The sequence below is a fragment of the Streptomyces sp. NPDC096136 genome (assembly GCF_044763325.1).
Taxonomy (GTDB): domain Bacteria; phylum Actinomycetota; class Actinomycetes; order Streptomycetales; family Streptomycetaceae; genus Streptomyces.
This window is the reverse complement of sequence record NZ_JBIWFZ010000011.1, coordinates 149,379-167,562: the sequence shown is the minus strand read 5'-3', so window position 1 is coordinate 167,562 and position 18,184 is coordinate 149,379. Positions and strand designations below refer to the sequence as shown.

29 protein-coding genes are annotated in these 18,184 nt (G+C 72.2%); 26 read left to right on the top strand and 3 right to left on the bottom strand.

Translation table 11 applies throughout. From position 1 onward, the window contains the following. Positions 1 to 360: 360 nt before the first annotated feature. The 11 genes from ACIRBY_RS23370 (at position 361) to ACIRBY_RS23320 (ending at position 6,087) form a co-directional block, all read left to right on the top strand. Positions 361 to 933 (top strand): WhiB family transcriptional regulator, encoded by a 573-nt coding sequence (locus tag ACIRBY_RS23370; RefSeq protein WP_403903346.1) that lies wholly within the window; start codon positions 361 to 363, stop codon positions 931 to 933. A 124-nt stretch (positions 934 to 1,057) separates the two neighbouring features. Further along, the gene (locus ACIRBY_RS23365; RefSeq protein WP_403903343.1) at positions 1,058 to 1,492 is read left to right on the top strand and encodes a hypothetical protein; all 435 of its coding nucleotides are present in this window, start codon (positions 1,058 to 1,060) and stop codon (positions 1,490 to 1,492) included. A gap of 589 nt (positions 1,493 to 2,081) precedes the next feature. After that, positions 2,082 to 2,495, top strand: a complete 414-nt coding sequence (locus tag ACIRBY_RS23360; RefSeq protein ID WP_403903341.1) for a hypothetical protein — start codon at positions 2,082 to 2,084, stop codon at positions 2,493 to 2,495. Beyond that, the gene (locus tag ACIRBY_RS23355) at positions 2,492 to 3,178 is read left to right on the top strand and encodes a hypothetical protein (RefSeq protein WP_403903338.1); all 687 of its coding nucleotides are present in this window, start codon (positions 2,492 to 2,494) and stop codon (positions 3,176 to 3,178) included. Before ACIRBY_RS23360 ends, ACIRBY_RS23355 begins: the two co-directional genes overlap by 4 nt. A gap of 41 nt (positions 3,179 to 3,219) precedes the next feature. Further along, positions 3,220 to 3,546 (top strand): hypothetical protein, encoded by a 327-nt coding sequence (locus ACIRBY_RS23350; protein ID WP_403903335.1) that lies wholly within the window; start codon positions 3,220 to 3,222, stop codon positions 3,544 to 3,546. Positions 3,547 to 3,616: 70 nt separating this feature from the next. Then, a complete protein-coding gene (locus ACIRBY_RS23345; protein ID WP_403903333.1) occupies positions 3,617 to 3,805 on the top strand; it encodes a hypothetical protein in 189 nt (62 codons plus the stop codon). Between the two features lie 17 nt (positions 3,806 to 3,822). Beyond that, complete coding sequence (locus ACIRBY_RS23340; protein ID WP_403903330.1) at positions 3,823 to 4,566, top strand: hypothetical protein; 744 nt, start codon at positions 3,823 to 3,825, stop codon at positions 4,564 to 4,566. Positions 4,567 to 4,568: 2 nt separating this feature from the next. Continuing rightward, the gene (locus ACIRBY_RS23335) at positions 4,569 to 4,817 is read left to right on the top strand and encodes a hypothetical protein (protein WP_403903327.1); all 249 of its coding nucleotides are present in this window, start codon (positions 4,569 to 4,571) and stop codon (positions 4,815 to 4,817) included. Continuing rightward, on the top strand, positions 4,814 to 5,053 hold the full coding sequence (locus tag ACIRBY_RS23330) for a hypothetical protein (protein WP_403903324.1): 240 nt from the start codon (positions 4,814 to 4,816) through the stop codon (positions 5,051 to 5,053). Before ACIRBY_RS23335 ends, ACIRBY_RS23330 begins: the two co-directional genes overlap by 4 nt. Then, positions 5,050 to 5,334, top strand: a complete 285-nt coding sequence (locus tag ACIRBY_RS23325; protein WP_403903321.1) for a hypothetical protein — start codon at positions 5,050 to 5,052, stop codon at positions 5,332 to 5,334. The genes ACIRBY_RS23330 and ACIRBY_RS23325 overlap by 4 nt, the downstream gene beginning before the upstream one ends. A 96-nt stretch (positions 5,335 to 5,430) precedes the next feature. Beyond that, positions 5,431 to 6,087, top strand: a complete 657-nt coding sequence (locus tag ACIRBY_RS23320; protein ID WP_403903318.1) for a hypothetical protein — start codon at positions 5,431 to 5,433, stop codon at positions 6,085 to 6,087. On the opposite strand, the gene ACIRBY_RS23315 is transcribed toward ACIRBY_RS23320, so the two are convergent. Together ACIRBY_RS23315 and ACIRBY_RS23310 are read right to left on the bottom strand one after the other, a co-directional pair. Continuing rightward, the gene (locus ACIRBY_RS23315; protein ID WP_403903315.1) at positions 6,088 to 6,345 is read right to left on the bottom strand and encodes a hypothetical protein; all 258 of its coding nucleotides are present in this window, start codon (positions 6,343 to 6,345) and stop codon (positions 6,088 to 6,090) included. Positions 6,346 to 6,354: 9 nt separating this feature from the next. Next, positions 6,355 to 6,612: a hypothetical protein gene (locus ACIRBY_RS23310; RefSeq protein WP_403903313.1), complete on the bottom strand. Its 258-nt coding sequence runs from the start codon at positions 6,610 to 6,612 to the stop codon at positions 6,355 to 6,357. A 93-nt stretch (positions 6,613 to 6,705) separates the two neighbouring features. Here ACIRBY_RS23310 and ACIRBY_RS23305 point away from each other — a divergent pair, with 93 nt between their 5' ends. Beyond that, complete coding sequence (locus ACIRBY_RS23305; RefSeq protein ID WP_403903310.1) at positions 6,706 to 7,065, top strand: hypothetical protein; 360 nt, start codon at positions 6,706 to 6,708, stop codon at positions 7,063 to 7,065. 57 nt (positions 7,066 to 7,122) lie between these two features. Here the strand turns inward: ACIRBY_RS23305 and ACIRBY_RS23300 are convergent, their stop codons facing one another. Continuing rightward, positions 7,123 to 7,350: a sigma factor-like helix-turn-helix DNA-binding protein gene (locus ACIRBY_RS23300; RefSeq protein ID WP_403903307.1), complete on the bottom strand. Its 228-nt coding sequence runs from the start codon at positions 7,348 to 7,350 to the stop codon at positions 7,123 to 7,125. Positions 7,351 to 7,457: 107 nt separating this feature from the next. On the opposite strand from ACIRBY_RS23300, the gene ACIRBY_RS23295 reads away from it, so the two are divergent. The 14 genes from ACIRBY_RS23295 to ACIRBY_RS23230 all read left to right on the top strand — a co-directional run bounded on the left by ACIRBY_RS23295 (position 7,458) and on the right by ACIRBY_RS23230 (position 18,167). Then, entirely contained in the window at positions 7,458 to 8,048 is a 591-nt protein-coding gene (locus ACIRBY_RS23295) for a hypothetical protein (protein WP_403903304.1), read from the top strand. A 257-nt stretch (positions 8,049 to 8,305) separates the two neighbouring features. Beyond that, a complete protein-coding gene (locus ACIRBY_RS23290; RefSeq protein WP_403903301.1) occupies positions 8,306 to 8,602 on the top strand; it encodes a hypothetical protein in 297 nt (98 codons plus the stop codon). A 73-nt stretch (positions 8,603 to 8,675) separates the two neighbouring features. Next, positions 8,676 to 9,725, top strand: coding sequence for a hypothetical protein (locus tag ACIRBY_RS23285; protein WP_403903299.1), 1,050 nt, complete (start codon positions 8,676 to 8,678; stop codon positions 9,723 to 9,725). Next, positions 9,722 to 10,264, top strand: coding sequence for a hypothetical protein (locus tag ACIRBY_RS23280; protein ID WP_403903296.1), 543 nt, complete (start codon positions 9,722 to 9,724; stop codon positions 10,262 to 10,264). The genes ACIRBY_RS23285 and ACIRBY_RS23280 overlap by 4 nt, the downstream gene beginning before the upstream one ends. Then, positions 10,261 to 10,764 (top strand): hypothetical protein, encoded by a 504-nt coding sequence (locus ACIRBY_RS23275; RefSeq protein WP_403903294.1) that lies wholly within the window; start codon positions 10,261 to 10,263, stop codon positions 10,762 to 10,764. Before ACIRBY_RS23280 ends, ACIRBY_RS23275 begins: the two co-directional genes overlap by 4 nt. Then, a complete protein-coding gene (locus tag ACIRBY_RS23270) occupies positions 10,761 to 11,318 on the top strand; it encodes a hypothetical protein (RefSeq protein ID WP_403903291.1) in 558 nt (185 codons plus the stop codon). Before ACIRBY_RS23275 ends, ACIRBY_RS23270 begins: the two co-directional genes overlap by 4 nt. Before the next feature lie 397 nt (positions 11,319 to 11,715). Further along, positions 11,716 to 12,177: a hypothetical protein gene (locus ACIRBY_RS23265; protein ID WP_403903289.1), complete on the top strand. Its 462-nt coding sequence runs from the start codon at positions 11,716 to 11,718 to the stop codon at positions 12,175 to 12,177. Between the two features lie 92 nt (positions 12,178 to 12,269). Next, positions 12,270 to 12,512: a hypothetical protein gene (locus ACIRBY_RS23260; protein WP_403903287.1), complete on the top strand. Its 243-nt coding sequence runs from the start codon at positions 12,270 to 12,272 to the stop codon at positions 12,510 to 12,512. Positions 12,513 to 12,532: 20 nt separating this feature from the next. After that, positions 12,533 to 12,811, top strand: a complete 279-nt coding sequence (locus tag ACIRBY_RS23255) for an HNH endonuclease (protein WP_403903284.1) — start codon at positions 12,533 to 12,535, stop codon at positions 12,809 to 12,811. Between the two features lie 171 nt (positions 12,812 to 12,982). Continuing rightward, the gene (locus ACIRBY_RS23250; protein WP_403903282.1) at positions 12,983 to 13,228 is read left to right on the top strand and encodes a hypothetical protein; all 246 of its coding nucleotides are present in this window, start codon (positions 12,983 to 12,985) and stop codon (positions 13,226 to 13,228) included. Continuing rightward, positions 13,185 to 14,732, top strand: coding sequence for a terminase large subunit domain-containing protein (locus tag ACIRBY_RS23245; protein WP_403903280.1), 1,548 nt, complete (start codon positions 13,185 to 13,187; stop codon positions 14,730 to 14,732). The genes ACIRBY_RS23250 and ACIRBY_RS23245 overlap by 44 nt, the downstream gene beginning before the upstream one ends. Positions 14,733 to 14,849: 117 nt before the next feature. Next, entirely contained in the window at positions 14,850 to 16,010 is a 1,161-nt protein-coding gene (locus ACIRBY_RS23240; protein WP_403903277.1) for a phage portal protein, read from the top strand. A gap of 10 nt (positions 16,011 to 16,020) precedes the next feature. Next, on the top strand, positions 16,021 to 16,692 hold the full coding sequence (locus ACIRBY_RS23235) for an HK97 family phage prohead protease (protein ID WP_403903274.1): 672 nt from the start codon (positions 16,021 to 16,023) through the stop codon (positions 16,690 to 16,692). Between the two features lie 209 nt (positions 16,693 to 16,901). Further along, positions 16,902 to 18,167 carry a phage major capsid protein gene (locus ACIRBY_RS23230; protein ID WP_403903272.1) on the top strand — a complete coding sequence of 422 codons (1,266 nt, stop codon included), beginning with the start codon at positions 16,902 to 16,904 and terminating at the stop codon, positions 18,165 to 18,167. Positions 18,168 to 18,184: the final 17 nt, after the last annotated feature.

Sequence of the window (18,184 nt, the reverse complement as noted above, 5' to 3'; positions counted from 1 at the left end):
CAGAACCTCTGCCGAGAAGGTTTCCGCTGCTCGACGGGAGCTGGGCCTCCCGAAGGTGAAGAGCGGGATCAAGCCGCGCACAGCTGAGGCTCTCTTCCTCGCCAGGACGGAGCCCCTCCCCGGCGGCCACCTGCGCTGGACCGGCTTCGTGAGTAACAACGGATGCCCCTCGATGCGCACCGGCGGCCGGCACATCAGCGCCTACCGGGTCGCTTTCCGCCTTCACACCGACCGAGACCCCATCGGCCGCGCCTCGCCTGGCTGCGGGATGCCGGGCTGCGTGGCCCCCGCCCACATCGACGACCAGCCCGCCCGGAAGCGGAACCGTTCCGCGTTCCATGCCTTGTTCGGAGGCGCCCGGTGAACCGGCTCACCAACCTGCGGGCGCCTGACACGGCCGAGCCCGCCCACCGCTGGCATCACGAAGCCGCCTGTCTCGGCCAGCACCGGCTGTTCCTCCCCCGCAACGAACACGGCCCCGAAGCGGTCGCCAAGAGCGCGGCCGCCAAGCGGATCTGCGACCGGTGCCCCGTCAAGGAGGCCTGCCTCGCCGACGCCATGGCCAGCGAGGGATCCACCGACCCGAAGCTCCGGGCCGGAATCCGCGGTGGCCTCACCCCAGGGGACCGCTACGCCCGCCATCGGCGTCAGCGCAGCAACACGCCCGAGCCGCCCACACTCCTGGACCGGTACCTCGGTCGTACCGAGGCCATCGAGGACGGCCACGTCCGCTGGACGGTAAACACCCCCTACATCACGCACAGGGGTCGCAAGTACACCGGCATGCAGCTCGCTTGGGCGCTTGCCACCCATCGAGAGCCGGAGGGGCTGCTGCGCGCCGTCTGCGGGTTCGCCGGGTGTGTGGCCGTAGAGCACCTCACCGACGCAGCGATGCGCCGGGGCGAGCGGCGCACGCAGCGGGCTGCGGCATGACCAGCCGCCCGTGCGACGTCCCCACCGGCCCGCACAGCGGGCCGCCCCGCCTCTACCCCTGCGGCTGGCGCTGCACCACCCACGCGCCCCGCCCCCGGCCTGTCAACGAGAACGGAGCCCCGTGATGGACGGCATCACCCAGCTCATCGCCACCGCGTACACATCGGCAGTTCACGGCGACGTCGACGCAGCATGCGACGCCCTCGACGCCATCGGCTTCAGCACGGACGCCCGCCAGATGTACGGCGTGTGCTGCGCATTCGCCGAGGCCGGAACCCGCGCCGTACAGCTCCTGGACCCGGCCGGATTCGATCCCGCCAAGGGCGAGATGCTCGGGCTCAGCGAGATCACGCCGGGGGCCGCCGAAGCGAACCCCCACACGGCCTGGGCCATGCGCTTCTTCGTCGCCCACGCCAACCGCGACCCCGAGATGACCAACGCGCTGTACGCGACCGCCCTCCAGGCGGGGCCGCAGCAGTTCAGCGATTCGGTGTCCGCGCTCCTCCTGGTCGTCGCCAGCCTCGGCCGATCCGTCGTCCAGGCCCGCCGACCGTCCTGACTTGCAGCCCGCCCGGCCAGGCCGGCGCCCGGGGTTCAACGCCCCGGGCGGGCACCAGCAACCGCCCCTGCTCCACCGAACGGAGATCCACCGGATGACGATCAACGCGCAGCACTGGGTGTGGAACAAGGCCCGGTCCACGGGCAACCCGCGTCTCGTGCTGCTCGCCGTCGCCGACAAGGTGACCGGGCCGGAGTGCGTGACGCGCATGGGCACCACCGAGCTGCGGGCTCGACTCGGCAACGTCAGCAAGTCCGTGGTCGTCCGGGCCGTCGACAAGGCCCTCGAATCCGGCGAGCTGGTGATGGTCGAAGAGGCTCGCGGGTCGCGGGCCGCGGCCTATCTGCTGCCGTTCGCGGCGGGCTACGTCCGTCCCGCGCCGGGCTCTACCGGTCCTGATTCGGTACCCCTAGCCGACAGCTACCGGTCCCGAATCGGTACCCCTAGCGAATCCGAGGGGTACCGAATCGAGACCCCTAGCTCAGACGCTACCGGTCCTGAATCGGGACCGGGGGGGTACCGAATCGAGACCCCTACCGGTCCTGAATCGGTACCCCTTCACCAAACCACTCCTACCAGGAGTGAGGGCTTGCCTGAGCAGCCCGCCACCGCAGCCGCCGACGGCCCGGTCCCGGCCTTCGCCCGCGACCTCGTCGACACCATCAGCCGCGCCGGCTACGACACCCTCCGCTGGGGCAACGTCCGCTCCGACGAATGGCTCGTCATCCACGCCCTCATCAAGAGCCACGGCGTCGACCGCCTCGCCCGCTTCGCCGTGGAGCAGTGCCAGCAGCGGCAGATCACCTACGGCCGCTACTTCATCCCCGGCTGGAAAGACCTCGCGCCAGCCCCGGCACCCGACCCGGACGGCGTCCACCGCCTCCCCGTCCGCCGCGCAGTACCGGCCCCGGCGTCCAGCCCGGCTGCCGCCCGCCGCAACGCCGCCCGCGACTACCTCGACGAACTGTCCGCCCAGCTCCGAGCAGCAGGAGGAAACCCGTGAACCCCGAGCAGATTCCCCAGCTCCTGAAGCAGGTCTCCTACGCGGACCCGCGGATCCTTCCCGAGGACCGGCAGGAACTCCAGGGCCTCGCCGCGCTCTGGGCCGGCGTCCTCGTCGACGTCCCTGCCGAGTTCGCCATGTGGGCCGTCGGCCAGCACTACGCCGAGAGCCCGTTCCCCATCAAGCCCTCCGACATCGCCGGCCGCTGGCGCGCCCACGTCCGCGACCGCATGAACCGCCACACCGGCACCCTCGAACCCACCCACTACCCCGAACTCGACCCCGACGACATCGCCGGCTTCATGCACACCCTCCGCACCGAACGTCACGCCGTGATCATGGGCCAGCAGCCGCCCACCCCCCTCGCCGCCATCACCGGCCCCGCCGCGGTCCCCGACGAGGTACAGGCCCGGCTCGACGCAGTCGGCCGGTACATGCCCGACCGCGTCCGCGACCAGCTCGCTGCCTACCGCCCCGCGCGGGCAGAACGCGAGCGCATCATCCACACCGGCCAGCCCGACCCCCTGGCCGTCCCCTGCCCCTGGTGCGCCGCCGCTGTGAACCAGCCCTGCCGCGGCCGCCGCACCACCCCCGGCCGCGACCCCGAAACCAAGCGATCCGGCGCCCGGGCCCCGCACCCCTCCCGCCTCGACGCCGCCCGCAGCCACCCCAACGCCGCCTGAACCCGGTTCCCCCGTCCTCGCGCGCACAAGGAGAAGCCCTCATGCCCAACGAGATCCGTATCGCTCTCACCCCCACCGGCGCCGTCCCGCACCCCAGCCGCTTCACGCACACCGACATTGACGGCGACCGACTCCTGATCAGCACCGCCCTGTTCGACGACGGGACGCCCGGCATCTACTTCCGCACCGACCCGAACGGGTCCGGGCTGCCGCTGACCGAACTGGAGCGGCTGCTCGCACAGCTCCAGGTGATCGCTGCCGCGTCCCGGGAGGAAGCGGCGGGGGTCCAGGCCAACGAGGACCCGGAAGCGGCGTGCCTGCGGGCCATGGCCGACGAGGACATCGCCTCGCACCCCGACCGCATCTGACCGAGCCGTCGGCCGCTCCGCGGGCAGTGCGGGGCGGCCGACCCCACCAGCATCCACCGGAAGGACCACCGTGTCCGTGCAGAACACCTCCAACCTCCTCGACGGGCCCGAGCCGGAGCCCGCCCGCCCGGCCGGCCCCGAGTTGAAGCGCTGCATCCGCTGCGGCCGGATCGGCACCCGCCTCTTCAGCCGCACCCCGGAGGGCCACCGCTGCACGGCCGTCGCCGCCTGCGTCGACCGCCAGCTCGCCACCCGCTGACCCGGAAGGACCGCAACATGACCGCTCACCCGCCCCGCGTCCGCTGGCACGTCGAGACCTACGACCCGCTCGCCCGCGAATGGGTCTCCGGCCTGCCGTTCAACGACCGCGAGGCCGCTGCCCAGAAGCTGGCCCACCTCACGGAGACCCGGCCGACGTGGCGCGACGGCACGACATGCCGCCGACGCATCGTCGTGGAGACCACGACCTACGAAGACCTCACCGCAGAACCCGCCGACCTCTTCGCCAAGTTCCCGCGGGCCGGGTTCATCCTGTCCTGCCCCGGCGGGCAAGACCTCGCCGTCTGGCCCGGCCGCACGCCGGACGGCCGGCCCGCGATCCGCTTCGGCGTCGGCAGCAGCGCCACCGGCCACGCCGAGGCGTGCATCCCGCTGGATCTGCTGGAGGAAGTCATCGCGGGCCAGCGGGCCATCGCGAGCGACTCGGCGTACGCCGTGGCGCAGCACCAGCCCCGCCGGTTCCCGGGCGACTCGCCGGCGATGCGTGCCGCCGCTCTGGTCGGGGTCCGCCCGGACCGCCGCCGAACCCTGACCGAGCTGGAGCACGAGGCCGCCTGGCACGCCATCGAGGGTGCGGCCGGCGAGGAGGGCGCCGACCCGGACACGGTCCTGAACGCCGTACTCCACGCGCTCAACATCTCCCCGCCGGCCCAGCGCTGCCAGTGCCTGCCGGCCGCCGCGACCGAGGGCCCGCTCTACTGCGACGAGCACCTCGCCCGGCGCGCCGCGGGCGAGGAGTAGCCGTGCTGGCCCTGCTGCTCGTCCTCGCCAGCCTCGCCGTCATGACCCTGGCGTCCCTCGTCCTCGGCCTGCTCCTCGGCCGCGCGGTCCGGCACGGCGAACAGCAGGCCCGCGCGACCCGCCACGCCGCCCCCCACGCCGCGTACTGGGGGCGGGACACCCGAACGGCCGTTCCGCCCCGCCGAGGCCGCCACGCGGCCATCCACACCCCGTCATGGGCCCGCACCGACCGACACGGAGACCACCGATGACCATCCAGCCCGGCCAGACCTACCGCGCCACCAACCCCCTCGACGAAGGCCGGCGCATCCTCATCGAGGCCTACACGCCCGGCGACGCACGCGCCCACGTCGTCGACGCCGACACCGGCAAGCGCCCCCGCCAGATCCTCGCCCGCACCCTGCACACCAAACCGACGACGAAGGCCGGCCAGCCCCGGCGCACCGGCTACGTCCTGGAGACCCAGCCCGACGGGAGCAGCCGATGACCGGCCAGCCCACCCGGCACACCGTCGACACGATTACCTCGGACGCCCTCGACGAGCTGTACGCCCGGATCGACACCCTCACCGCCGTCTGCCGCAGCAACAAGCGGGCTTACGCCGGCGCCGTCGCGGATGTCCAGGCGGCCGAGCAGCGCGCAGAGCAGGCCGAGGCCGCCCTCGCCCGCGTCCGGCAGCTCGCCAGCAACTGGATCGTCCTGCGTACCCACGGCGGCGCTGCCTACGAGCTGCGCGCCGCCCTAGACCCCCAGGGGCCCCAATCGTGAGCTGAGCATGCAGAAGGGGCGCATCCTCCGTCCGCCACAGACCGGATGCGCCCCCAGGTGGCCACCACCGTACCCCTACCGCCCCAGGAGTCTCACGTGAACGCCATCGCCGCCCTTCAGCTCGTCGCCCGCCACTGGGACGACCTCCACGCCCTCCGCACCAGCCGCCCGCACGACGCGTGGCCGCCCGCCAGCCTCCAGGCCTACCTGCGCACCGTTGAGGAGTACGACCCCGCGGACAGGTCCGCGCCCGTCCGCCTCCACGTGGTCGACACCATCCGCATCGTCGAGGCCGTCCTCGTCGCCCTCGCCGACCAGCTCGCCGCCCGCGTTCAGTCCTCCGCCGTCGGCCCGGCGCCGGCCGACTGGGCCGCCCGCGGCTGGACCCCCGCCGACCGCGACCGGCGTAACGCACTGTCCGCGGCCGACTCGACCGACCCGGCCCGGTGGCCGTTCGTCGGCACCCGCACGGGCCGGCAGGCCGCGGTCTGGCTCGCTGCCCGCGTCCGCGGCGACGCCGGGCCCTTCCGGCCGCTCACCGGGGGCGAGCTGGACGAGGTGGCCCGGGTCGCCTCCGGGGCCGCCGAGCGGGTCGAGCACGCCCTCGGGATCCGCCGGCGCAGCGTGGGCACCGGCCGGGCGTGCAGCTGCGGGGACGAGCTGCTCCTGGAGGGCGGCGACGGGCGGCCGCCGAGCCTGGTGTGTCGGGCCTGCGCGCGGTCGCTCACCCTGGCCGAGCCCGCAGCCGCGTAGCTACTCGGCCCCGGCCCCGTCCGAACCCTCGGGCGGGGCCTCCGAGGCCTTCGCCGCCGCCTTCACCGCCTGCTCCACCTCGTGCCGCGGGAGACCCGTCTCCTTGGCGTATCTCGTCACCGCGTCGTGTACCGCGTCCACCGCGTCGAGCCAGGGTTTCCACCCGGCCGGGCTGTACTCGCTGCTGGTTGCCTGCTGGCGGGCGAGGTTGGCCTCGCGCTGGAGATTGATCAGTTCGCTGGGGAGTTCGATTGCCACCGCGTGATCTTACGGTTCGGCGCCCGGCGGCTCGTTGGGGCTCGCGGCCCACACCTCGGGCCCGCCGCCGCGCCACTCCATCAGCGGGTCCCCGGCCGCGAGGACGGCGTCCGGATCGTCCACGCCGATCCTCCGGAGGAACTCCGCTACGTCCGCCAGCGTGTACGCGGTGCCGAGGATCGAGTCCTCCGCGTGAATGTGCGCGACGACCCGCCGGCCGCCGGTCGGGGCGGGCGGGTGGACGACGATCCGAGCACGGTCGGGCATGCCTCTACGGTGCGTCCGGACGGCTCCCGACGCATCCGGACAGCTGCGCCGATCCCGCGCACACGGCAGAGGATCTACGGCAGGCTCGTCCACATGGAACCGGACCTCACAGACCTCGCCTGGATCTACGCCGTCACGCGCGAGCAGCTCGAATACCCCACGCCGGAGCCCGGCCAGCCTGACACCCTCAGCCGAGCGGACCGGTACGCCTGGCGGCTCCGCAACGCGGCCACTATCGCGGCCGGCGCCGCGCAGTATGGCGACCCGGAGCACGCCGGAACTGCACGGGTGCTCGGCGAGGTACTGCTCGACGATGCCCTCATGGACGGCCGCGTCACCGCCACCGACCCGGGCTGGGCCGACTGGTCCGAGGACCCTCTCGCGTTCATCGCGGCCGAATGGAAGCGGGCCACCGCCGAGGAACGGACCCCGCTGCGCCCCTTCGCCGGCTGACCTCGGCAGTACGAGGCCCCCGATCCGCCAGCGACTGGGGGCCCGGTGTGCGCGCAACTACTCGGCCGCTGGCGCCGCAGCTTCGGCGTCGGCCGCAGCCATGATCTGCCGGACCCGCTCCCGGGACCAGCCGATGCGCCGGGCCACCTCGGCCTGCGCGCCCCGCTCGTCCGTGGAACGCAGGCAGGCGACCGCCTCTGCGGTGAGTTCGGCGCGCGCCTTGTCGAGGGCTGCCTCGGCACGCCGGTAGCGCCGGGCGGCTGCGTCAAGGGCGGTGGTGTTCATGCCGGACATGATGCCACGCGATCAGCCAACCAGGTAGGCCAACCCGCTTGACATCGTCAAGGCGATTGGCCAAGCTAGTTGACGAGCCACCAACGAGGAGGGGCCCCGTGGTCAAGGTCTACGAGCGCACCGAGAATGGCACCATCACCACCGTCGACCAGAAGACCGGCCAGGCCGAGATCAACGCGGCCATGATGGGTCCTGGCCGCAGGGCGGTTCGCGAGATGTCCTCCATCACCCGCACCGACTACGCCATCGAGTACAACGACGGCCGTTCGGTCCGCCTGGTCTTGGTGGACGCCCCGGCGCCGGAGGGATTCGCGGAGGGTCAGGCGGTCGTCGTCACGCGTCCAGGACAGCCGCTGGTCACGGGCAGCGTGGCCCACATCCACACCGCGCCGGGGTACGTCGCCGTGCTCGACGACCGGTACCGCGATGTCTCCAACTACCCGACGCGCTTCGTGTCCGCCGTCGAGACGGAGGAGGAGCCGGAGGACAATGCTCCGTGGACCGTGGCCAGCCACCGGATGCTGCTGCACAAGTTCACCGAGGCATCCGAGAACGGCCGGGCGGTCTGCAACAAGCGCTTCCGGCCCTGGTGTTACGGCGATGGCTTCAGCTTCAAGACCCGGGCGCAGCGTGAGGCCAGCGAGTACGCCCACTTGTACACCTTCTGCCCCCGCTGCGAGTCGAAGTGAAGCCCCACTGTGGGGCAATTCGCAGCAACGGATACGCCTGCATCAACCCCGCCCAGGACGGCAAGCGCGTGTGTGCCGCACACGACCCCTCGCGCTGGTGCGGGGCATCAACCACGCAAGACCTCAAGTGCCGACGGATGCGGATGACGGGGCATCGGTACTGCTCCAAGCACATCCAGCCGTAGACCAGGTGCCCCGGCGGAGTTCGCAGCTCCGCCGAGGCCAACCGCCCCACCTGCCTACCAGGAGGAACAGCCATGCCCGAGCGTACCCAGCTCTCCCAGCCCGACGAACACCTCCGCCAGGCCACCCGCGACGACCGGATCCGCGCCGGCCTCGCCTACGCCGTCAAGCGCCTCACCGGCCGACGCCCCCAGCACGTCATGACGGACGTCGCCCGCCTCGCCATCGCCCAGCGCTACGCCGTCGACATCCTCGACTGGACCGACGAGGCCGACGAGTTGGCCCGCGACCTCCTCGCCGCCATGCCGGAGATCACCCGCGACATCACCAGGGGCGAATACGCCCTCCTCCTCGGCCCCACCCGCGCCTGACCCACCCTCGATCGGCCGGGCCCGCGCTGGCCACCCGCGCGCGGCCCCGGCCCCGCACGCCCCGGAGCACCACGTGACCAGCGACCGCCTCACCCGCGGCCAACAGTTCATCCTCATCTGCACCGCAATCCCCATGGTCGGTGCGGGCATCGCCGGCGGCCTCGGCACCTACACCAACATCCGAGCCGAACTCGGCCGCTCCGAAACCGCCCTCGGCGTCGTAGCCGCCGGCGAGGGCGTCGCCCTCACCCTCGCCCTCCTCGTCGTCGGCCTCACCATGCTCGGCCAGGCCGTACCCGCCGTCGTCCGCCTCGGCCTGTGGGCCGCACCCGTCGCCGCGTCCGCCACCGGGATCAGCGCAGCCGACGACCTCACCGAAGCCGCGGTCTACGCCGTCACCCCCATGGCCATGAGCGCGGCCGCCGAAGGCCTCGGCCTCCTCGCCCGGCGAATCGTCATCCACCGGACGGGAGTCGACGCCGAAGCCATCCGCCGCAACGCGGAGACCGTGCAACGCCTTGCCACCCTCAAGGCCATGGCCGCCGGCCACCCCAGCCGCGCCGTCCGCTGGACGTCCGAACGGCGCGCCTGGCGACTCATCCGCCGCGTCGGCGTCGGGGATGCACAGCTCGGCACGCAGCTGGTCGGAGTGCAGCGCACTCGACTGCACTCCGGCGCGGATGCAGCCCTCGCGTCCATGTTGGGCGGAACGACTACACCCGCACTCCCACCCGTGCAGCCGCAGCCGGAGGCCGGATTCGAGGCCGCAGCCGACGAGGCTGTCGCCGTCGCTTCGCCGCCCCAGCTGCCCCCTGCACCGGCACCGCAGCCGCCCGCCGCAGCCGCCCCGAATGCAGCAGCGCAGCCGGGTGCAGCCGCACCCACCGCAGGCCAGGCACCGGATGCAGTCGAGGCCGCAGCCACCCCGGATGCGCACTCAGTCACCACCATCCCCAACCCGGATGCGGATGCGCAGCTCCTCGCGGACGCAGCCGAGCTGAACACAGCCGCACTCGCAGCCACCGGCCGCCCCGTATCTCTGCGCGCACTCCAGTCCGGGCTGCGCATCGGCCAGCGCCGCGCGCAGCGCATCCAAGCGCAGCTTCCCAGGAGGGCGTCATGACCGAGGCCCACATCACGCAGATCATCCCGCCCGGCGCGCCGCTCCCCGCACGGCCGCCGGAGCCCGGCGAAGTCCCGCCCTGGCGGGTGGGCCCGCCGCCTCCCCCGCCCCCGCCGCCGGCGGAACCGCGTTGGTACTCCGCGCCCGACCCGGACCCGGCCCCGCTCGCCGTCCGCGTCACCTTCGATGTCGTCTACCCGACGCCAGAGCCGACGCCCCGCTACGACTGGTCCTGGCTGTGGGCCTGGGCCCGACCGTGGACGACCCTGGCTGGCGCCGCCCTCGCGGTGATCCCGCTCGGGCCCCACGGCTACAGCTTCGCCACCGGCTGGGCGGAGGCCCTCACCGAGTGCCGCACCGAGGCCGGCCTCCTGCCCGCGTACATCCTCGCCCTCGGCTCCGTCGGCGCCGCCTTCGCCATCGACCACGTCCGGCCCCGGATTCTGACCCGCACCGCCCTGGCCGTCTCCCTCGTCGGGACCGTCGGCATGGTCCACCCCTACGACATCGTCACCGCAGTCACCGGAGTACACCTGTGAGCACCCCCCTGACCCTCGCCGGATCGGCCATCAGCCTGGCCGTTCTCTACGCCAACGTCCGCACCATGCACAAGGCGAAGTGGGAGCCGAAGACGATCGGCCCGTTCGCCATCCACTTCACCCTCGGCGCACTCGCCACCGTGTGTGCCGGCGGCCTCCTCGGCTTCCTCGCCGGCTGCTCCGTACAGGCAGCGAACGGCACCGGGCAACGAGCCGTACCCGGAGCGACCGGTACCCGCAGCGATGGGCTGGCCAGCGGCTCCATGGGCAGCCTCAGCCCCGAGGGCGGCGTGGTCGTCTTCCTCCTGGCCTTCGCGCTCGCCCTCGCCTGGAGGGCCTCCAGCAAGGAGATCAAGAAGCGGGCCGCCGGGGGCCTGTTCTGCGGAGCCACGCTCTGCGCCACCGCCGGCGTGGCCAACCTGCTGAACGGGCTTCCCGGCGTCGCCAACGGCATCGGCACAGCCGCCCGCGCCGCACTCGAAGCGCAGGGCATCCTGTGACCCGCCTCCAGCCCGCCGCCGAGCGGCTATGCCGCGGCGCCGCCATCGTCCTGACCCGCTACACCGCCGCGACAGCCGGATGGGTGCGCGCCGCCGACTCCCTCGGCGGCCGCGCCCTCCGCGCCTCCCTCCTGGCCCTGCCCGCCCTGTTGGCGTGGCGGATCGTGCGCGCCGCCCCCGGCCTCCTGTGGCTGGCCGTCCCCTGGTGGTGCTGGGTCATCTGGCGGGCCGCTCCCCAGCCTTCCCCGGAAGCGGCCGAGGAAGTCGCCATCCGCGACCCGGCGGAGGACATGCGGGGGCTCCTCCGGGAACTGATCGGGGACGCCGCAGGGGTGCATCTGTCCACGGTCCTGGCCTACCTCCAGGAGCGGGGCCACCACCCCACGTGGAAGGTGAGCGATCTGCGCCGCCGCGTCGAGGCCCTGGGCATCCCCGTGGACCCCAAGTTGAAGCTGGCCGGGACCCCCACGCGCGGGGTCCGCCGGGAGGCCGTCAGCACCACTCCCCGGCCGACCACCCCGGGGGCGTCTCCCGTCCCGTCTCCCGCGCCCTGACCTGCACGTCTACCGCGCCGTCTCCCACCGTCTCCCGCCCAGTCTCCCGGGCCGCCTGTCACCCACCACCCCAACAACGGACGATATTCAGCCACTTCAGGGGTGTTGTTTCAGTCGCCTCAGGCGTAGCTTGATCGCACCACCTGGAGGGGGCGCACCGGTCTCCCACACTGCACACGCCGGTGCGCACCACGAAGGGCCCCGCCGCTCCTCCCCCAAGCGTCGGGGCCCTTCTCTGCACCCAGTTGCAAAACCAGCCGCCGTACCCCATCCTGAGGGAGCGCGACATCAACGCGCCCAAAAACAGACCGAAGGCCCCGCCCCGTGCGGGGCCTTCGTGCGTCACAGACACATCACGACCACCACACGCCGCCGCGGCCCCCGCGAGCATGAGTCGATGCGCACACACCACGCCGTCACCGTCCTGGCCACCGCCGGGATTCTCGCACTCACCGGATGCGGCAGTAGCACCACCGCCAGCCCCGGCCCGTCCGCGTCCTGGGTCCGCGACACCGGGACCGCTCAGCCAGCACCAGGCCCGAGCGGGGGCAGCGCCAACCCTGACGCGGCCCGGGCCGCAGCCGGCCTGCCCGCCGAACCTAAGGGCGCACAGCGCCAGGCCTTCCTCGCCAGCCTGAACGCTATCGACAAGGACATCGTGCACGGCAAGGACGACAAGGCCGTCAGCCGCGGCATCGACACCTGCGGCACCATCAAGAGCTTCCCCGGGGACCAGGCCAAGCAGGTCGAGCAGACCAACCGACGCTGGACCAGCCCCACTCACCCCGAGGGGCACGGGCTCGCCACGGCAACGAAGATCCTCGCCGCTGCGCACACTGCGATCTGCCCCACTTACTGACCACCCCACAGACCACCCGGGGCGGGTGGGCGCGGGAACGGCCGTCCGGGACGAGGGCCCCGGGCGGCAACCCGCCATGCCACCATGAGCAGATGACCGAACACGACGCTTTCGTCAACGCCGCCGCCGAACTGCTCATCGCCGCCATCACCATGCGGGACCTGGCGGACGCGATGCCGGCAGCCACCCGCGCGTCGATGCCCGACGACATCAAGGGCCGCGTCGTCCGTCACGGCTACCAGGCCGCGTTCGATGCCCTCCCAGCAGACATCCGTATCGCAGCCCGCGCCATCGTGGACGCCGATCCGGACATCGTCGCAGCGCGTCAGATCTAGCACGGCAGGGAGGAGCGGGTATGGCTGGCCGACGTGACCTCACCACCTACCACTACCGCAAGGCCCGCGCCCGCCTACTCGCCGAGTCCGACGTCTGCCACCTCTGCGGCCACCCCGGCGCCGACGTCGTCGACCACGTCGTCCCCATCGCCAGCGGGGCCGACCCGGAGGACATCGCCAACTGGCTGCCTGCCCACGGGGTCCGGCGCTGCCCGACCTGCGGGCGGAACTGCAACGGGGAGAAGGGGGCCCGGGCCCGACCGTCCGGCCTGACCACGTCGAGGGACTGGTACACCTAACCCTGACCCGCACTCGACAAGGCTCTGACCTGCACAAACGCAGTGATCACAAAGTCGCAGGTCAGAGGCTCGCCCGATTTTTTGGGAAGATCGTCTTCCCAGCCCCGCGCCCAGCTTTTATTTTTCTCCCCCCGGGCCGGATGCCACCGGGATGATCTTGGAGGTGGCCGGATGGGCCCCGTCGAGAAAGCCGTCCGCGAGGACGTCGAAGCGCTCGGCGACCTCGTCGGCGTCGAGCCGTCCCTCACCGAACTGGCCTACCGCCTCGCCGCCGAGATCGACCTCCTTCCCAGCGAGGACACCAAGCTCTTGCCCAACCTCTCCCGCGAGCTGAGGCTGACGCTCGCCCAGCTGCTGGAGGGACGGGCCGCCGATGACGACGACGACGGCCTCGGAGACCTGGCAGCCCCCGAGTGAGTTCTCCGATGACCTGCTGGAGCGGTACGGGCTGACCTGCCCGCCGCGCTGGGGTACCCCGCGGCGCCCGGAGTGGCCGAGCCTCGGCCCGGCGGCGTGCCGGGTCATGGAGGCCCTCGGGTTCACCCCGATGCCGTGGCAGCGATACGTCCTCGACGTCGGCCTGGAGATCAACCCCGCGACCGGGCTGTTCGCGCACCGCGAGGTCGGGCTGTCCGTGCCCCGGCAGCAGGGCAAGACGCAGCAGATCCTCGCGCTGATGACGCACCGCATCGCGGCGTGGCAGCGGCAGAACGTGGTCTACGCGGCGCAGACGCGCGGGATGGCCCGGCAGCGCTGGGAGGACGAGTTCCTCGTCACCCTCGAAGGCTCCTCGCTGGCGCCCCGGGTCCGGGCCCGCAAGAGCAACGGCAACGAGGCCATCCTCTGGACTCGGACCCGCTCGAAGCTCGGCATCACCGCGAACACCGAGAAGGCGGGCCACGGCCCGGCGCTCGACCTTGGTGTCATCGACGAGGCGTTCGCGCACGAGGATGACCGGCTGGAGCAGGCGTTCAGCCCCGCGATGCTGACCCGGCCGATGGCCCAGCTGTGGTGGGCGTCCGCCGGCGGCACCGAGAAGAGCGTGTGGCTGAACAAGAAGCGGGCGGCCGGGCGGGCCGCGATCGAAGAGCTGTGGGCCACCGACGTACGGCCGACCGTGGCGTACTTCGAGTGGTTCGCCCCGGACGACATGCCGCGCGACGACCCGGCCACGTGGGCGGCCGCTCTGCCCGCGCTCGGCCACACCGTCACCGAGGCCGTCATCCGCTCCGAGCTGGAGAAACTTGACCCTGCGGAGTTCGACCGCGCGTACCTGAATCGGACGCGGAAAGCCGCGCCGCCGAGCGACCCCAACGTCCCCAAGGCGGCGTGGCCGGGGCTCGCCGACAAGCGGTCCCGCCCGGGTGCCGAGCTGGCCCTGGCGGTCGACGTGTCGCAGGACCGGAGTACGGCGACGATCGGCCTGGCAGGGCTGCGGCCGGACGGGCGCCTGCACCTGGAGGTCGTGGACCGCCGGGCCGGCACGGACTGGGTGGTGCCCGCGGTCGTACGGCTGCGGCAGCTGCACCGCCCGGTCGCCGTGGCCATCGCGTCCGCCGGGTCCCCGGCCGGCTCCCTCGTAGACGACCTTGTCGCCGCTGGGGTCGACGTGCCAGCCGACAAGGACAACCCGGAGTACGGCCACCTGGTGGTGCTCCGGACCAACGACATCGTCGAAGCCTGCGGACAGCTGGCCGACGCACTGAACCAGGGCAGCGTGGCGCACATCGACCAGGCCCCGCTGACGGCGGCGGTGAACGGGGCGATGACCCGCCCGGTCGGGGACGCGTGGGTGCTGGACCGGCGCCGCTCCCTGGTGGACGTGTCGCCGCTCGTCGCCGTGACGCTCGCCCGGTGGGCGCTCCTGACCCGGGGCCCGCTGGTGCGGGCCGATTACGACGTACTCGACTCGGTGCTGTGAGGAGGAGCCATGCCGACTCTCGGCCCTGACGGGGTTTGGTACCCCGGGACACCTCCGGAGAGCTCTGCTGGGGGGTGGCGGCGCCTGGGCGATGCCCTGGCCGCGCCGTTCCGTTGGATGGGCGGGGTCAGCAAGCGGGCGATTACCTCCCTGCCCTGGCTCGGCGGCGGCAGTTCTTCCGCCTCCTCGGCGTCCGCCGCCCGGGCGCTCCAGCTGATCCCGCTGTTCGCGTGCGTGCGAATCCTCGCCGACTCGATTGCTTCCCTGCCGCTCCAGACGTACCGGAAGAACGGCGCCTCCAGGGAAATGCTGACGTTCGTCCCGTCGCTGCTGTTCCAGCCGGCGGCCCGGGACAACCTGTTCGAGTGGCTGCACAAGGCCGTCGTGTCCCTGGCCCTGCGCGGCAACGCGTACGGACTGGTCACCGCATGGGACGACTTCGGATTCCCCACCTCGATCGAGTGGCTGAACCCCGACGACGTGTGGGTGGACGAGGGCAAACCCACCATGCCGATCTACTACTGGAAGGGCGTGGAGGTCCCGCGCGAGCAGATCGTCCACATTCCGTGGGTGGTCATGCCCGGCAAGGTTGTTGGCCTCTCCCCGGTGGCCTACTTCGCGCACACGATCGGGGTCGGCCTGTCGGCCACGGAGTACGGGCTGTCCTGGTTCGACAACGGGGGCACCCCGCCGTGGACCATGAAGAACGGCGCCAAGGCCCTGAACCCGGACGAGGCCGACGAGATCAGTGACCGGCTCGCCGCCCGCGTCCGTGCGCGCAAGCCGCTAGTGTTCGGATCCGACTGGGACTTCGAGGCGCTCAAGGTCAGCCCGGAGGAGTCGCAATTCATCCAGACCATGCGCCTTAACGCGTCCCAGATCGCCGCGATCTACGGCGTCCCTCCTGAGATGGTCGGCGGCGACTCCGGCGGCAGCATGACGTACGCCAACGTCGAGCAGAACGCGAACGCGTTCGTGGCGTTCACGCTGCGGCCGTGGCTGTCCCGGCTGGAGGCCAAGCTGTCCGCGCTCATGCCGGGCCGCGAGTTCGTCCGGTTCAACGTGGACTCCATGGTGCGTGTGGACCTGATGACCCGCTACCAGGCGCACTCCGTGGCGCTGCGCGACGGCTGGCGGAACCGCGACGAGGTGCGCGCCATCGAGGATTTGCCTCCCCTGCCCGCGGGCCAGCACGGCGACACCTACCTCCCCGTGGCCCTGCTGGCCGCGGCCGAGCCCCAGCCCGGGAACCCCGCGGGCGAACCCCAACCCCAGTGAGGAGGCCCCGGTGAGCGACACCGAGCGGCGCTTTACCAAGGTGCCCGTCGAGCTGCGGGCCCAGAGCGACACGAAGACCATCGGCGGGTACGCAGCCGTCTTCAACCGGCAGAGCAGCAACCTCGGCGGGTTCGTCGAGGTCGTCGACCCGGCCGCGTTCAACGCCTCCCGAGGGGACGGCTGGCCGGACGTGATCGCCCGCTACAACCACGACGACAACATGCTCCTCGGCTCCACCGGGTCCGGGACGCTGCGCCTCATGCTCGACGGGACCGGCCTCGACTACGAGGTCGACCCGCCGCGAGCCCGCGCCGACATCCTCGAACTGGTCCAGCGCGGCGACGTCCGGAAGTCCTCGTTCGCCTTCCGCACCATCGAGGACGAGTGGGGCACCACCGACCAAGGGTTCCCGATGCGCACCCTGCTGCGGGTACAGCTCGTCGACGTCGCCCCGGTCAACACTCCCGCCTACCCGGACAGCTCGGCCGGCCTGCGATCCCTGGCACGGCACATGGGCGCCGACTTCGAGGAGGTGCGCAAGCTCGCCGACGAGGACGAGCTCCGCCGCTTCTTCGTCCGCACCGACCGCACCACGGGCAAGCCCAAGGTCCAGGAGAAGACGAGCTACGGCGCGGCCGCCCGCATGGCGCTCCTCGCCCGCAAGCAGGACCCCTACGCCTGAGCGTGGGGCAGCACGAGCACGAGGTGTGCCCGCCTAGCGGCGGGGGCCCGGCAACCGGCCGGGCCTGCCGATTGGAAACCCCGTCGGCACACGCAGCACGGAGCAGTGATCAGACGACCGCCGGTTGCAGCGCGCGCCGGCCATCGGCACCTGAAGGTGCGGGGCGTCGTGGGCTCCCGTTCAGCCAGACCCGACGGGAGTAGAAGATCATGTCTGAAGTGGCGAAGAAGCTGCGCGAGCGGCGCCTGAACGTGTGGGAGCAGGCCAAGGAGCTGGCCGACCGTGCGGCCGACGAGAACCGTGCGTTCTCCGGCGAGGAAGAGAAGTCCTGGATCGCGCTGAACTCCGAGCTCGACGCGCTCGACGTCCGTATCAAGGCGGTGCTCGACGGCGAGCAGCGCGCGAAGGACGCCGAGGACGCGATGGCCCAGCTGCGCGGCGAGCCCCGCAAGCAGGTCACCCAGGGCGGCGGCGCAGGCGGGGAGCAGGCGGACGTAGCCCTCCGCTCGTTCCTGCGCGGCGAGGGCCCGCGAGCCATCGACGTCCGGCCCTCGGGGCCGGTCAACTTCCGTGACCTGTCCAAGCTCAGCTCGGGCGCCGGCGGCGCCACGGTCCCCACCTCGTTCTACGACCGGCTCGTGGCCCACCTCATCGAGACGTCCGCGATCCTCCAGGCCGGTGCCACCGTCCTGAACACCGCGAGCGGCGAGGTCATTCAGGTCCCCAAGACCACCGCGCACAGCTCGGCGGCGATCGTCACCGAGGCCGGCGCGATCGGCGAGTCCGACCCGGCGTTCGGCCAGGTCTCGCTCGGCGCGTACAAGTACGGCACCCTGATCCAGGTCTCCCGCGAGCTCCTCACCGACACCGGCGTGGACCTGGAGGGCTACCTCGCGATGCAGGCCGGCCGCGCCCTCGGCAACGCGTTCGGCGCGCACTGCATCACCGGCGACGGCTCGTCCAAGCCCCGCGGCATCCTGACCGACGCGTCCGCCGGCGCCACCGGCCCGAACGCGGCCACCCCGGTCGGCGGGTTCGGATCCCAGGCGACCGCAGGCCAGGGCGCCGACCTGCTGATCACCCTGTTCCACTCGGTGATCTCCCCGTACCGCATGTCGTCGGCGTGCCGCTGGCTCATGGCGGACGGCACCGCGGGCGCGGTCCGGAAGATCAAGACCAGTGAGGGGCAGTACATCTGGCAGCCCTCGGTCATCGCGGGCCAGCCGGACACCATCCTCGGAAAGCCGGTCCTGACCGACCCGAACATGCCGGCCATCGCCGCGAGCGCCGAGAGCATCGCGTTCGGCGACTTCTCGCAGTACTTCGTCCGCCTCGCCGGAGGCGTGCGTTTCGAGCGGTCCGACGAGTTCGCGTTCGGCAACGACCTCGTGACCTTCCGGGCGCTGATGCGCGCGGACGCCGCGCTCGTCGACCTGACCGGCGCCATCAAGACCTTCACCGGCGGCACCCCCTAAGAGCCCGCGGCAGGGCG